This is a genomic window from Pseudomonas sp., assembly GCF_041601375.1.
In the GTDB taxonomy this organism is placed as follows: domain Bacteria; phylum Pseudomonadota; class Gammaproteobacteria; order Pseudomonadales; family Pseudomonadaceae; genus Aquipseudomonas.
Genome location: NZ_JBFIIG010000022.1, coordinates 1 through 14,150 on the forward strand (window position 1 = coordinate 1; position 14,150 = coordinate 14,150).

Annotated in this window: 11 protein-coding genes; 1 reads left to right on the forward strand and 10 read right to left on the reverse strand. The window is 62.6% G+C overall.

What is annotated here, in order from left to right; all coding sequences use genetic code 11:
- Positions 1–93: 93 nt before the first annotated feature.
- The 4 genes from ABZE94_RS05270 to ABZE94_RS05285 form a co-directional block, all read right to left on the reverse strand.
- Complete coding sequence (locus tag ABZE94_RS05270; RefSeq protein ID WP_372874478.1) at positions 94–1,623, reverse strand: tripartite tricarboxylate transporter permease; 1,530 nt, start codon at positions 1,621–1,623, stop codon at positions 94–96.
- A gap of 10 nt (positions 1,624–1,633) precedes the next feature.
- Positions 1,634–2,089, reverse strand: a complete 456-nt coding sequence (locus tag ABZE94_RS05275; RefSeq protein WP_372874479.1) for a tripartite tricarboxylate transporter TctB family protein — start codon at positions 2,087–2,089, stop codon at positions 1,634–1,636.
- A 70-nt stretch (positions 2,090–2,159) separates the two neighbouring features.
- Positions 2,160–3,152, reverse strand: coding sequence for a tripartite tricarboxylate transporter substrate binding protein (locus ABZE94_RS05280; RefSeq protein WP_372874480.1), 993 nt, complete (start codon positions 3,150–3,152; stop codon positions 2,160–2,162).
- A gap of 271 nt (positions 3,153–3,423) precedes the next feature.
- On the reverse strand, positions 3,424–4,461 hold the full coding sequence (locus ABZE94_RS05285; RefSeq protein WP_372874481.1) for a LacI family DNA-binding transcriptional regulator: 1,038 nt from the start codon (positions 4,459–4,461) through the stop codon (positions 3,424–3,426).
- 284 nt (positions 4,462–4,745) lie between these two features.
- Between ABZE94_RS05285 and ABZE94_RS05290 the strand changes: the two genes are divergently transcribed.
- On the forward strand, positions 4,746–6,530 hold the full coding sequence (locus tag ABZE94_RS05290) for an IlvD/Edd family dehydratase (protein WP_372874482.1): 1,785 nt from the start codon (positions 4,746–4,748) through the stop codon (positions 6,528–6,530).
- 263 nt (positions 6,531–6,793) lie between these two features.
- Here the strand turns inward: ABZE94_RS05290 and ABZE94_RS05295 are convergent, their stop codons facing one another.
- The 6 genes from ABZE94_RS05295 to ABZE94_RS05320 all read right to left on the reverse strand — a co-directional run bounded on the left by ABZE94_RS05295 (position 6,794) and on the right by ABZE94_RS05320 (position 13,691).
- Positions 6,794–7,663, reverse strand: coding sequence for a DMT family transporter (locus ABZE94_RS05295; protein ID WP_372874483.1), 870 nt, complete (start codon positions 7,661–7,663; stop codon positions 6,794–6,796).
- Positions 7,664–7,846: 183 nt separating this feature from the next.
- Complete coding sequence (locus tag ABZE94_RS05300; RefSeq protein ID WP_372874484.1) at positions 7,847–9,280, reverse strand: FAD-binding oxidoreductase; 1,434 nt, start codon at positions 9,278–9,280, stop codon at positions 7,847–7,849.
- A gap of 89 nt (positions 9,281–9,369) precedes the next feature.
- On the reverse strand, positions 9,370–10,626 hold the full coding sequence (locus ABZE94_RS05305; RefSeq protein WP_372874485.1) for a TRAP transporter large permease: 1,257 nt from the start codon (positions 10,624–10,626) through the stop codon (positions 9,370–9,372).
- Positions 10,623–11,114: a TRAP transporter small permease gene (locus ABZE94_RS05310; RefSeq protein WP_372874486.1), complete on the reverse strand. Its 492-nt coding sequence runs from the start codon at positions 11,112–11,114 to the stop codon at positions 10,623–10,625. Before ABZE94_RS05310 ends, ABZE94_RS05305 begins: the two co-directional genes overlap by 4 nt.
- Before the next feature lie 88 nt (positions 11,115–11,202).
- Entirely contained in the window at positions 11,203–12,225 is a 1,023-nt protein-coding gene (locus tag ABZE94_RS05315) for a TRAP transporter substrate-binding protein (RefSeq protein WP_372874487.1), read from the reverse strand.
- A 161-nt stretch (positions 12,226–12,386) separates the two neighbouring features.
- Positions 12,387–13,691 carry an L-fuconate dehydratase gene (locus ABZE94_RS05320; protein WP_372874488.1) on the reverse strand — a complete coding sequence of 435 codons (1,305 nt, stop codon included), beginning with the start codon at positions 13,689–13,691 and terminating at the stop codon, positions 12,387–12,389.
- Positions 13,692–14,150: the final 459 nt, after the last annotated feature.

A 14,150-nucleotide genomic window follows, 5' to 3' on the forward strand; every position in this document is an offset into this window, starting at 1 on the left:
CGCGACCGTGCCGGCCACCTCCGGTGAGGCTCCCGCGTTGGCAAACAGGCGCTCGACCAGGCTTTGCAGCGCTATGGCATCGACGTTGGACATTCACTGGCCTCCTTGGGCGGGGTTGATCAGGGGCTGGCCGTGGCATCTCTGCCAGAGCATTTTCAGCAGGGGGAACAGGGCGATCAGCAGGACCAGGGCACCCAGGGTGGCGCTGATCGGCCGTTCGATAAAGGCCAGCAAGTTGCCGTCGGCCTTGATCATCGAAGTCATGAAGTTGCTTTCCAGGACATTGCCCAGCACCAGGCCGAGAATGGCCGGGGCGATGGGGAAATTGGCAGTGGCGATCAGGTAGGCGGTGATGCCACAGGCCAGCATGATCCACACGTCGGTCAGGCTATTGTTGATGGCAAAGGCACCGACGATGCAGAAGCACAGGATGATCGGCATCAGCACCCGAGTCGGGGTGACGGCGAAGATATGTGCGCTGCGAATCGCCAGGTAGCCGATCGGCAGGAGGATCAGGTTGGCGACGAAGAAGGCGGTGAACAGGCCGTAGGCCATGGCACTGTTGTCCATGAAGATGGTTGGGCCGGGGTTCATGCCTTTCATGTACAGCACACCAATGACGATGGCGGTGATCGAGTCGCCGGGGATGCCGAATACCAGGGCCGGCACCCAGGCACCCGCGACCGCCGAGTTGTTCGCCGAGCTGGCATCGACCAGCCCTTCGACATGGCCGGTGCCGTAGGCTTCGGGCGTTTTCGAGCGCTTCTTGCTGAGGGCATAGGCGATCCACGCAGCGATGTCGGCACCGGCACCGGGTAAGGCACCAATAAAGGTCCCAAGAGTGCTGCCGCGAACTACGTTTTTCCAATAGTGCTTGAGGTGCGTGGGTACCTTGCCGAATACACTGCCATGTTGTGGGGCGATGCTCTGTACGGGGCGATCACCGGTGAGCTTGTGCTGGCTATAGAGCTTCATGACCTCGTACATGGCGAAGAAGCCGATCATTACCGGGATGAAGTTGATCCCACCCATCAGGTCCGGTACATCGAAGGTGAAGCGCGGTGCGCCGGTCACCAGGTCGAGCCCGACGGTGGCCAGCAGCAGGCCGACCATCAGTGACAGGAAGCCCTTTACCGCCGAGCCCTGGGAAATGAACACCGCGCTGCCCAGGCCCAGTACCGCCAGCCAGAAGTACTCGTATGAGCTGAAATTGAGGGCGAACTCGGCCAGCGATGGCGCGATCATCACCAGTACCAGGGTGCCGGCCAAACCACCGATTACCGAGCAGGTGACGTTGACGCCCAGGCACTCTCGGGCACGCCCTTGGCGGCCCATGGCCGCAGAGTCAGCCACATAGGCCGCCGAGGCTGGGGTGCCGGGAATGTTCAGATATGTGGCGGGAATATCGCCGGCAAAGATCGCCATGGCCGCGGTGGTGATGATCGCAGCAATGGCGGCAGTGGGTTCCATGGCAAAGGTGATCGGTACCAGAAGGGCCACAGCCATGGTCGCGGACAGGCCGGGGATGGCACCGACGAAGACGCCGAATATTGCTGCAATAAGGATTACCAGCAGCGTCTGGAAGTTGAATACCAGGAGCATTCCATCAAATAATTCGCTCATGCGCAGCGCCTCAGAAACCCAGGGGGCCGGTTGGAAGGGGCACCTTGAGCAGGTGGCCGAAGGAGAGGCTGATCACTGCGGTCGCCGCCACACTGATGGCAGCGGCAGGCAAAATGCGGACGCCTTGCTGGATCAGCAATACCAGCATGATCAGCAGCATCATCGATGCCGCACCGAGGGTCTCGTTGAACAGAATGTAGGCGCCGACCATCAGGCAGGGCAGAGCCGCGCAGAGAGTGGAACGCAAGAAATCGTTCGGCAGACGGATATCAACGGTGCTTTGGCGTATCTGGCCCAGGGCGGTGACGCTCAGGACTGCGCCGCCACCAATCATGCCGATGGCAATGAGGGTGGGGAATAGGTCGGCACCATACTGCATGCCTGGTACTGCGGGGAAATCGCGCGCCAGTACGATGACGGTAATGCCTAGCGCGATGAAGATCATGCCAAATACGAGGTCTTTCATGACGGTGTTCTCTTACAGCAGGGCAAAGACCAACGACGCCCTCGCAAGGGCGTCGCAGCGGGTAGACCGGCTACTTCTTCATGCCGATCTTTTCGATGATGTCGCCCATGTAAGTGTTGTTCGCTTCGAGGAAGGCAGCGAAATCTGCCGCGTCATGCCACTCCACACCGAAGCCGAGCTTGCGCATGTAGTCTTGGTACTGATCCGAGTTATAGGCTTTTTCCAAGGCTGCTTCGAGCGTGGCAACAATTTCCGGCGGCAGGTTTTTAGGGCCGGCGACGCCGCGCCACTCACCCAGCGAGTAATCGCTGCCAATGCTTTCCTTGAGGGTCGGAATAGTCGGGAAGGCCGGATTACGCTCGGGCGACAGGATGGCCAGGCCTTTGGCCCTTCCAGCCTCGATCATCGAACGTGCTTCGGGAACTGAGGAGGGTACCAGTTGGATGCTGCCGGCAGCCAACTCGACCATGGCCGGTGCTGCGCCCTGGCTCGGTACGAAGGTAATCTTTTCCGGGGCGATGCCTTGTTCCAATAGCAGACCCGAGAAAGCCACATGCCAGATGCCGCCCAGGCCGGTGCCGGAAGCCATGATGGTGCCCTTGGGCTCGGTGCGGATGGCCTCGAGCAGTTCGCTGACACTGTTGTAGGGCGAGTCCGCCGCCACTTGCACACCCGGATAGTCATAGTTGGTCATGGCGATCGGGGTGAAGTCCTTGTAGGTCAGCTTGGTCAGCCCCTGCCAGTGCATCATGTTCAGTTCGCCGGTGATGAAGCCCAGCGTGTAGCCGTCCGGCTTAGCCGCAGCCATAACGCTATGGCCGACTACACCGTTGCCGCCGGCACGGTTGACCACGTTGATGGTGACGCCGAGCTCGGTTTCCAGTGCTGCAGCAATCCCACGTGCAGCGGCGTCGCTACCACCACCAGCGGCCCAAGGGACGAGTAGTTGGATGGGCTTTTCCGGGTAGGCCGCCATGGCCATGGGCGAGACGAAAAAGGCGGACAGCAGCAGGGTTTTCAAGGGGCGCAGGGCTTTGCGCCCGCTGTGCAGTTGGTTCTTCATGGACGGCTACCTATTGAAATTATTGTCAGTGAGAGCTCGTGCCGCGCGGTGTCTCGGCTTGTTGGCGGAGTGGGGCGTACCGGGCGCACCTCGTCCGGGTGGAGCGTCCGGCTAGGCAGTAGGAGAAGCTAGAGGGGGCTATGGAGCATGTCTAATGAGGCTTGCTCATCGACGTATAACCACAGGTTATTGTGCGCGCCACACTGGGTAGCGCAGAGCCGCTGCGCCCTAGGTGCCCAGAGCCGAGTCGGTGCGGTGCACGGCTCCGTCGTCAGGTGCTCTCGCGGGCGAGGATCTGGTAGTCAAGCCGCGCGGTTTCCCGGGGTCGTGGCAGGCCTTCGCGCAGGGCCCAGGCACTGGCCAGCAGCATTTCACCGGCGCGCAGACCGATGCGGTAGGGGTCCACGGCTACCGTGCTGATAGTCGGGGTGCAGTAACGGGAGACCTCGAAGTCGCCGAAGCCGGCCACCGCCAGGTCATCCGGCACCTTCAGTCCCTGGCGATGGCACTCCATGATCGCGCCGAACGCCGACAGATCGCTCACGCACAGCACCGCGTCGGTGTCCGGCCAGCGCTCCAGCAGGCGGCGGATGGCCTCGCCACCATGGCTCATGGTAATGGGCGAGTCGCCGTGTTCCAGCAGCCGCGGTTCGCCCAGGTCGAGTGCGGCGATCGCCTGCAGGTAGCCGCGTCGGCGTTGCAAACCGCGATTGTCCAGCGCCGAGGCGCCGCCGATGAAGGCGATGCGCCGGTAGCCGCGCGCCTGCAAGTGGCCAACCATGGCGGCGGCCGCATCGATATTAGAGAAGCCAACCGATTGATCGATCGGCTCGCTGGGAATGTCCCAGGTTTCGACCACAGGCACCCCGGCCTGTTGCAGCAATTTGCAGGTGTTCGGCAGATGCACGCTGCCGGTGAGCATCACGCCGACTGGGCGGTGGCGTAGCAAGGTGCGCACCAGCAGCGCCTCCTCCTCCACCTGGTAGTTGGTATCGCCCAGTAGCAGGCACAGGCCTTGGGCACGGACGGCGTCGTTGAGGCCGCGAACGGTGTCGGCGAAGTTCGAGCTGATCAGCGAGGGCACCAGCGCCACGATGAACTCAGAGCGGCCGCTCGACAGGGTGCCGGCCGAGGCGTCCGGCAGGTAGCCGAGGCTGTCGATGGCGTCCTCTACGCGCTGCCGGGTACGCGCGGAAACATCCCGGCCGGCCAGGACCCTGGAAACCGTCATCTTGGATACCCCGGCCAGCTTGGCGACGTCTGCCATCCGTGGTGGTGTGCTGGGGGTGACGATGTCATCGCGACTCATGGCTGTCTGAAGTCCTCCGATGGCGACGCGGCAGAAGGGCCGCACACTGCTGTTTTCGATCATGGCGCGTGAGTATACATGCGGCGTACCGCGACAAACGGCTTACAGATCGACCGGCAACGATCCCGCAGGACCGTGCGTAAGATTGCCGCGGAATGGCTTTACAAATTAAATGTTACCGGTAACATTCTGGTTCAATCGGCGCGCTGGTTCCTCAGAGGGCAGCCGCGATAACAACAATCAGCTGCCTCAACGGCACGCCGGCCCACCTAAAAGAGAGCCCCATGACTGGACAGATCAAGCGCCCGCTTCGTAGCCAACAGTGGTTTGACGACCCCAGTCATGCCGACATGACCGCGCTCTATGTAGAGCGCTACATGAACTACGGCCTTACCCGCGAGGAACTGCAGTCCGGCCGGCCGATCATCGGTATCGCCCAGACCGGCAGCGACCTGGCGCCGTGCAATCGCCATCACCTGGAGCTGGCTCAACGGGTCAAGGACGGGATCCGGGACGCCGGTGGCATCCCCATGGAGTTCCCGGTGCATCCGCTCGCCGAACAAACGCGCCGGCCGACGGCGGCACTGGACCGCAATCTGGCCTACCTCGGATTGGTGGAAATACTGCACGGTTATCCGCTTGACGGCGTGGTGCTCACCACCGGCTGCGACAAGACCACCCCGGCCTGTCTTATGGCGGCCGCCACCACCGACCTGCCGGCGATCGTGCTGTCCGGCGGGCCGATGCTCGACGGCCATCACAAGGGGCAGTTGATTGGTTCCGGCACGGTCCTCTGGCATGCGCGCAACCTGCTGTCGACAGGCGAGATCGACTACGAGGGGTTCATGGAAATGACCGCCGCCGCTTCGCCCTCGATCGGCCACTGCAACACCATGGGCACGGCGCTGTCGATGAACGCGTTGGCCGAGGCCCTGGGAATGTCGCTACCCGGTTGCGCAAGCATCCCGGCGGCCTACCGCGAGCGTGGGCAGATGGCCTACCTGACCGGCAAGCGCATCGTCGACCTGGTCCACGAGGACGTGCGTCCCTCGCAGATCATGACGCGCGCGGCGTTCGAGAACGCCATCGCCGTGGCCTCGGCCCTGGGCGCGTCGAGCAACTGCCCGCCGCACCTGATCGCCATCGCCCGGCATAGCGGCATCGACCTGAGCCTGGAGGACTGGCAGCGGATCGGCGAGGAAGTCCCGTTGCTGGTCAACTGCATGCCCGCTGGCAAGTACCTCGGCGAAGGCTTCCATCGCGCCGGTGGTGTGCCGGCGGTGATGCATGAACTGCTCAAGGCCGGCCGCCTGCACCAAGACTGCGGCACCGTTTCGGGTAAAACCATCGGCCAGATCGTTGCCTCCACTCAAGCGTACGATGCAGACGTGATTCGCCCCTATGCGGACCCGTTGAAGCATCGCGCTGGTTTCATCGTGCTCAGCGGCAACTTCTTCGACAGTGCGATCATGAAAATGTCGGTGGTAGGCGAAGCGTTTCGCCAGACCTATCTTGCCGAGCCTGGTGAGGAGAACAGTTTCGAGGCGCGCGCCATCGTGTTTGACGGGCCCGAGGACTATCACGCGCGGATCAACGATCCGGCTCTGGCAATTGACGAGCGCTGCATTCTGGTGATCCGTGGTTGCGGCACCGTGGGCTATCCCGGCAGCGCCGAGGTGGTCAACATGGCGCCGCCGGCTGAGCTTATCCGCCGCGGCGTCACCTCGTTGCCGTGCATGGGCGACGGCCGACAGAGCGGTACTTCGGCCAGCCCGTCGATCCTTAACATGTCCCCCGAGGCGGCGGTCGGCGGCGGCCTGGCCTTGCTGCGCACGGGCGACCGGCTGCGCGTCGACCTGAATGCGCGTAGCGTCAATCTATTGGTCGATGAAGCGGAACTGGTTAACCGCCAGGATGAGGCAGTGCCCACTATCCCGCCGTCGCAGACGCCCTGGCAGGAGCTCTACCGTCAGCTGGTCGGCCAGCTGTCCACCGGCGGTTGCCTGGAGCCCGCCACCCTCTACCTGAAAGTCATCGCCGAGCATGGCGAACCGCGTCACTCCCATTGAGCCCAGGACGGGGGCAGCTTGCCGTAGCTGCCCCCAAGGATGAGGGCAGTGTCGCTGCGATGACGTGCGTCGAACACTGAAGGTGCCATGCAGGTGCGCACGCGCGAGTGGCTAGTGGCCTGTCCGGTTCGTGGGTTGACTCCAGTTCAGCATGGCTGAGGCCCGCGACCGGGCGCTGCGATGGGTCAAAGCCTGTTATGGCGACGAGCCGCAACCCAGTGCCGGGGCCTCAAACGCCGAAATTGACTAACCCCACCGGTACGCTAAGTGCGCTTGCTCAGGGCAATGGCCAGCCCGCTGAGGCCTATTACCAGCATGCCCGCCAGCGCCCAGGGATCCGGAGTGTGGGCGAAGAACAGCGCGCCCAGCAGTCCGGCGAAGACGATCTGCGCATAGCTGATCGGGGCCAGTACCGCCGGGGTTGCATACCTGAACGAATGGGTCAGAAGCAGATGACCACACATCCCGCACGAGCCCAGGGCGAGCATCAGCACGACATGGCTGACGCTCGGCTCCTGCCAGAAAAACACCAGGCCGCAGCTCATCACCAGGCTGTTGATCAGACCGGTGAGGAAGTTGCTGGTAACCGGACTATCGGTTTCGCTGATCTTGCGCGTGAGCAACTGATAACAGCTGAAACAGGCGGCGGCGCCGAGCGGGAACAGGGCTGCTGGAGTGAACAGCGCGCCCCCCGGGCGGACGATGATAAGTACGCCGACAAAGCCGGCACCTACCGCCAGCCACTGTCCCGCTCTGATCTTCTCCGCCAGGAACAACGCGGAATAGACGGTGATCAGGATCGGCGCGATGAACAGCACCGCAGTCTGTTCGGCCAGCGGCATGAACAGCAGTCCGGTGGTGAACAGCAAGCTCACCGCCAACAGGCTGAGGGCACGCGCCAGTTGCAGCAGCGGTTGCCGCGTGCGCAGCACTTCCAAGCGGTATTGGGGCAGGAAGGCCACGGCCATGAGCAGGGTATGCACGCAGTACCTGGCCCAGACCACCAGCGCGACGGGATAGAACGCGGACAGGTATTTTGCCAAGCCGTCGACGCTGGCGAACAGAAAGACTGCCACGCAGAGGAGCAAGACGCCTTTGACCGGCTGATTGGGGACAAGCTGGGGTGCACTCAAAGTAAGGGGGCTGGATTTTGGAAGGGTTTCTGTCTGACACCTACCGAGCGGTTGCACAGTGTCATGACGGCAGGGGCTGCAGCTGCGGCACGGTGGGGCAGCAACGCCAAGGTGCGGGCTAATGCCGGCATGAGCGGGCACGAGCCATTGAGCGGGTTGCGTCGAATGGCTTGGCCACGGTGATCAAGACGACATCTGGGGTGGGAGAATACGTCCGGCACTCATCAGTTCCAGCGGGTCGAACAGCTGCTTGATGCCTGCCATCAGGTTCAGTTCGCTCGCAGAAATACGTGCCAGGTAGGCCTCCTGCTTGTCCCGGCCGATGCCATGTTCGGCACTGATGCTGCCGTTACAGCGATCGACTACGGCGAAGATGATCTCCTCCAGCTGCTGCAAGAGACCAGGCACCGCGTCTGTGGCGAGGCCTGCGGGCGGCAGGATGTTGAAGTGCAGGTTGCCGTCGCCAATATGCCCGTAGACCAGCACGGTGGACTGCGCCGATGCCGCGGCGACAGCCGCGCCGGCCTGCTCGACGAACTGCGCGATGCTCGAGATCGGCACCGAAATATCGGTGCGCAGGTGCTCGCCGCGCAGCCGCTGGCCCTCGACCATGGCCTCGCGGATCAGCCAGAACCTCTGCGCCTGGGCGACATTGGTGGCCACCGCGCCATCGAGCAGCAGGCCGCTATGCAGTCCTTGCTCGAGGAAGCGATCAAACAGCTCATCCAACTCCACCGGACCCGAGGCGGCCAGCTCCAGCAGCACATAGTAGGGATGACTCGCCGTCAGTGGATCGGACAGTTGGCTGGCGGCTTCGAATGCCAGCTCCATGCCCAGGCGCGGGATCAGCTCGAACGCTGACAATAGATCGCTGCACTCGCGCCGGGCCCGCGCATAGAGCTGCACGGCGTCCGCCACAGACGCCACGGCCAGTAGGGCGGTCAAGCTGCGCTGGGGCCGCGGTAGGAGTTTCAGCACGGCGCCGGTGACGATGCCGAGGGTGCCCTCGCTGCCGATAAACAGCTGTTGCAGGCGGTAGCCGCGGTTGTCTTTGCGCAGCGCCTTCATGCCATCCCAGATACGTCCGTCCGGCAGCACGACTTCGAGCCCGAGTACTAGCTCGCGCATCATCCCGTAGCGCAGCACGTTGACGCCGCCGGCATTGGTCGCGATGTTGCCGCCGATCTGGCAGCTGCCCTGCGCGCCTAGGGCTAGGGGGAAGTAGCAGTCCTCGACTTCGGCCGCGCGTTTTACCTCCTCGAGGATGCAGCCGCTGTCGACCGCCATGGTGAAGCCGAGCGCATCGATCTGACGAATGCGCTTCATGCGCTCCAGGCTGATGATCAGTTCGGGCCTGTGCGCGGCGGGCAGAGCGCCGCCGACCAGTCCGGTATGACCGCCCTGGGGCACCATGGCGATGCGTTTCTCGTTGCAGAAGCGCACCACGGCGGCGACCTCCTCGGTGCTTTGCGGGCGCGCCACTGCCAGCGGCGCGCCGAGCCGGCAACCGCCCCAGTCCGTGGTGTAGCGTTCCAGATCCCGGGCGTCGTGGAGGACGCCCCGTTCGCCGAGCAGTGCAATCAGCGCATCGATCGCCGCCGTCGCGGAAATATTCATGCTGGTGTCCTTACTGACAGAGTCAGGAGATGGCCGGGCAAGCGGCGAAGTTCGCCAGTTGGCCACTTGCCCGGCCGGTGGTCGAACGATCACCGGTACCAGAGCACCAGGCCGGGGAAGACCAGAAACAGCGCCAGCAGCCCGAGCAGGGTTAGATAGAACGGCAGCAGGCTGTTGACCAGTTCTTCCATGCCGACCTTGCCCACTCCGCAGCCGACATAGAGCACGGTGCCGACCGGCGGGGTGATCAGGCCGATGCCGAGGACGAAGGACATCAGCACGCCGAAGTACACCGGATCGATGCCGAGTTTGACCACCACGGGGGTCATCAGCGGCGCGAGTATGACCATCGCCGGTGTGAGGTCCATGAAGAAGCCCACCACCAGCAGGAACAGGGTGAGGATGCCGAGAATCACGAACTTGTTGTCGGAAAGGGCGGTGAGGGTCTCCACCAGTTCCTGAGGGATCATGTTGGCGGTCAGCAGCCAGGCCAGGACGTTGGCGAATGCCAGCAGCAGCATGACCACGCCAGTCAGCTTGCCGGTGGCGATGCACAGCTGGAAGAAGCGCTTGGCCGACAAGCTTTGGTAGACGAACATCGACACGACCAGTGCGTAGACCAGGGCGAAGGCCGCGCTCTCGGTGGGGGTGAACACCCCGCTGAGGATGCCGCCGACGATGATCACCGGCAACAGCAGGGCCAGGATGGCACCGCGCAACGCCTTGGCCAGCTCGAGGATATCAAACGGCTGCGCCTTACCGATCTTCTTCGACTGCAGGAAGGTGGTGCCGGCCAAGGCCAGGGTGATGATGATGCCCGGTACTATGCCGGCCAGAAACAGCTGCGAGATCGAGGTGTTGGTGACCACTCCGTAGAGAATCATCGGAATTGACGGCGGGATGATGATTCCCACCACTGAGGCCGCGACAATGATGGCGGTAGCCAGCGGGGCGGGGTAGTGATGGCGCTTCATCGGTTCGATCATCATGCTGCCGACCGCCGAAGCGTCGGCGACCGCCGAACCACTGATGCCGCCGAAGAACATCGAGGTCAGCACCGCGATCTGCCCCAGGCCGCCGGAGACGAAACCAACCATGGCACTGGCCAGGCGCACCAGACGTTTGGCGATGCCGCCTTCACTCATGACCTCGCCAACCAGGATGAACAATGGGATGGCCAGCAGCGGAAAGGAGTCCAGGCCGTTGATCGCCTCGGACACTATCGGCGTCAGCGAATAGTCGGCGTAGTAGAAGATGAACAGGCTGATGGCGGCCAGGCCGAAGGAGATCGGCATGCCGATGACGATGGCGGCGAACAGGCCGATCAAGATACTCCAGAGAATCATGTCGGGCTCCGCTCAAGCAGTTTGAAGAGCGCGATACTGTTCGCGATCAGGGTCAGCACCGCCATCATCGGCATAGCGCTGTAGAGCAAGGTCTTGGGGATCTGCAGCAGCGGCGTGACGCTGACATAGCCGGACACGATCTGCATGAAACCGACCAGGATGCAGAGGCACACGGTATAGATGACGCCGACTGAAATGATGCCAAAGGCTTTTCTAATCGGGCTGCTGACCAGGTTCTTGAAATAGGTTACCGACACATGTTCGTTGTTGAGACTGGCCAAACCTGCGCCCAGCAGCACCACCCAGATGAACATGATGCGTGATATTTCCTCGGCCCAGACGAACGAGTAGTTCAATACAAAGCGGCCAAAGACGTTGGCCACCACGCAGAATACAACCCCCATAACCAGCAGGCCGATGGTGATCTCCAGCGTCGTGCGCAACAGCTGCAGGGACGCCTGGAATGTGTTTTCAGATTTGACCTTCATGTTGTCTCCACACTGCGATTCTTGACCGCGAGAGCAACCGGGGATGGGCGCGCGGGGCACCGTCATCCCCAGTTCCATGGGTAGGGGGTCAGGACTCTTTCAGGATGGAGGCCAGCAGTTCGGCGCCGATTTGCTCTTTCCACTTCTCGTAGACCGGCTGCAGCTGGGTCTGAAAGACCTTGACCTGCTCGGGCGACAGCTCGCTGATGTTCATCCCGGCGGACTTCAGTTCGGCCTTGAGCTGGTCGTTCAGCGAGCGGCTGACTTGGCGCTGATAGACCGCCATGTCCTGCGCAGCTTCGACGACCAGCTTCTGGTAGTTGGCAGGCAGCTTGCTCCAGAAGCGTTCGGACACCAGAGTAATGAATGGTGTGTAGACGTGGTTGGTTTCCGAGGCGTAGGCCTGCACCTCATTGAAGCGCGACGCGGAGATGGTGATCCAGGGATTTTCCTGACCGTCCACTACGCCTTGTTCGAGCGCGGTGAAGAGTTCGGCAAACGACATGGGGGTCGGGTTCGCGCCCAGGGTCCGCCAGATGTCGATATGGATCGGGTTCTGCATGGTGCGAATTTTCAGGCCGGCGAGGTCTCCGGGTGACTGCACGGCCTTGTGACTGTTGGTCAGTTGCCGGTAGCCGTTCTCAGCCCAGCCGATGGCGACGAGGCCCTTGCCGGAGGCGTCCGCGAGGATCTTCTGGCCGATCTCACCGTCGAGCACGCTATCGGCCACTTCGGCGGTGGGAAACAGGAACGGCAGGTCAAACACGGCGAACTCGGGGAGCATGCCGACCAGGGGGGAGGTGGACGGCGCTGTCATCTCCAGGGTGCCGGCCTGTAGCGAGCTTACCGCCTGCAGATCATCGCCGAGTTGGGCGCTGTGGAACAGTTTCACCTGGATATGGCCGCCGCTGCGTTGCTCGATGATTTTCTCGAAGTATTCCAGGCCGCGGTATTGCGCACCGGCCTGGGTGGTGCCGATGCTGAACTTGAGTTCGAAGTCGCCCTCGTCGGCGAGGACTGCACCCTTGACGTCCGGGATCGGCGGCAGCTGCGGGGCTGCGTTCGCCTGAGCGCTGGCCAAGCCAATGACCAGGCCGGCAATGAGGGACACGAGTGGTTTTCTTGTAGTTGTTTTCACGATGACACTCCGATCTTATTTATCTAGTGGGTATCTACAGAGGATGAGTGAGTAGCGAGTTGACTCGTGCGACAGGTAACAGTGGATGATCCGCCGGTGCTGCGTGTGCTCCTTGCCTTGTTGTTATCGGGTGGTCAGTCGGTCTGCCAGGCGGCGCCGCTTGGATACAGGTGGCGGGCCAGTGATTCGGCATGCATGCTGATGCTGTAGCCCGGGGCCATGGGCGGCTGGTAGCGGCCCCGATGAATCCTGACCGGATTGAGGAAGTGCTCGTGCAGGTGATCGACGTACTCCAGCACGCGTCCCTCGAGCGAGCCAGAGACGGCGACATAGTCGAACAGCGAAATATGCTGCACGTATTCGCAGAGGCCGACGCCGCCGCCGTGGGGGCAGACCGGCACATCGAACTTGGCCGCCAGCAGCAGCACCAGGATGACTTCGTTGAGGCCGCCGAGCCGCGCGGCATCCAGTTGGCAGTAGTCGATGGCGCCGGCCTGCAGCAGCTGCTTGAACATGATCCGGTTGTGGCAATGTTCGCCGGTGGCTACGCCGGTAGGGGCGATGCGCCGGCGGATCTCGGCGTGACCGAGGATATCGTCGGGGCTGGTAGGTTCCTCGATCCACAGTGGGTCGAACTGCGCCAGCTTGCGCATGTTGACCACCGCTTCATCGACGTCCCACATCTGATTGGCATCCATCATCAGTGGCCGCTCCCAGCCGATTTCCTCGCGCAGGATGCTGGCGCGGCGCATGTCGTCCTGCAGGTCGCCGCCGACCTTCTGCTTGAAGTGGGTCCAGCCTTCGGCCAGGGCTTCGCGTGCCAGACGACGGATCTTCTCATCGGAGTAACCCAGCCAGCCGGCCGAGGTGGTGTAGCCGGGGTAGCCCTGTTCGTGCATTTCCTGCTCGCGGCGAGCCTTTCCACTGGCTTTGCGCTTGAGCATGGCCAGGGCTTCTTCCGGGGTCAGCACGTCGGTGACGAAGCGGAAATCCAGGCAGCTCACCAGCTGCTCCGGCGACATGTCGCTCAGCAGTTTCCAGACCGGCTTGTCCTCGGTCTTGGCCCACAGATCCCAGATCGCATTGACGATGGCCGCGGTGGCCAGGTGGATCGCCCCTTTGTCCGGGCCTATCCAGCGTAGCTGGCTGTCGCCGCTGGTAATGTGCCGCCAGAAACCGCCCATGTCAGCGGTAATCGAGGCCAGGCTGCGACCCTCGACCATCGGTGCCAGGGACTGGACCGCAGTCACGCAGATCTCATTGCCGCGGCCGATGGTGAACGTCAGACCATGGCCCTCCAGGCCTGAGCTGGCGTCCGTATGCAGGGTTACGTAGGTGGCGGAATAGTCGGGCGCCGCATTCATTGCGTCCGAACCGTCGAGCTCGCGGGAGGTTGGGAAGCGGATGTCTTGCACGGTGACGCGAGTAATAGTCGGCATTGAGGGGTACCTGCCAGTGCGTGGCGTTATTGTTATCGTCCTCGCGAGTGTGTTGATGCGGCGCTGGGGCGCAGCTCTGACTCGTGGGTTCAGGTGTACCGATATGCCGTTGCGCAAGTGCTGCGTCGGCTCTATCGACAGGGCGCGGAAATCACGTTATGGCAGGCTCAGTGGGGCGTCTAATGAGGCTTCTTCATCGCGCAATAACAGTAGGTTATCCAAGCGTGCGGGGGGCATTGCGATATGGAAATGCACCGACCGATCTGGCTGCGCCCCTCTAGCGGCTCGGGCGAGCGGCCGGTAGGAACTAGTGGCCCGCGTGACGGGTTCAATTAGTCAATGTCGGCAAAGAGGTCCCGATGCGCTGTGAGCGCTCCTCGCACTAGCCCGTTATGGCTCGTCGCGGCGCTTTACCTCAGAAACTCAACCATCCGAACTGGAGTCAACCAACTAGCCATA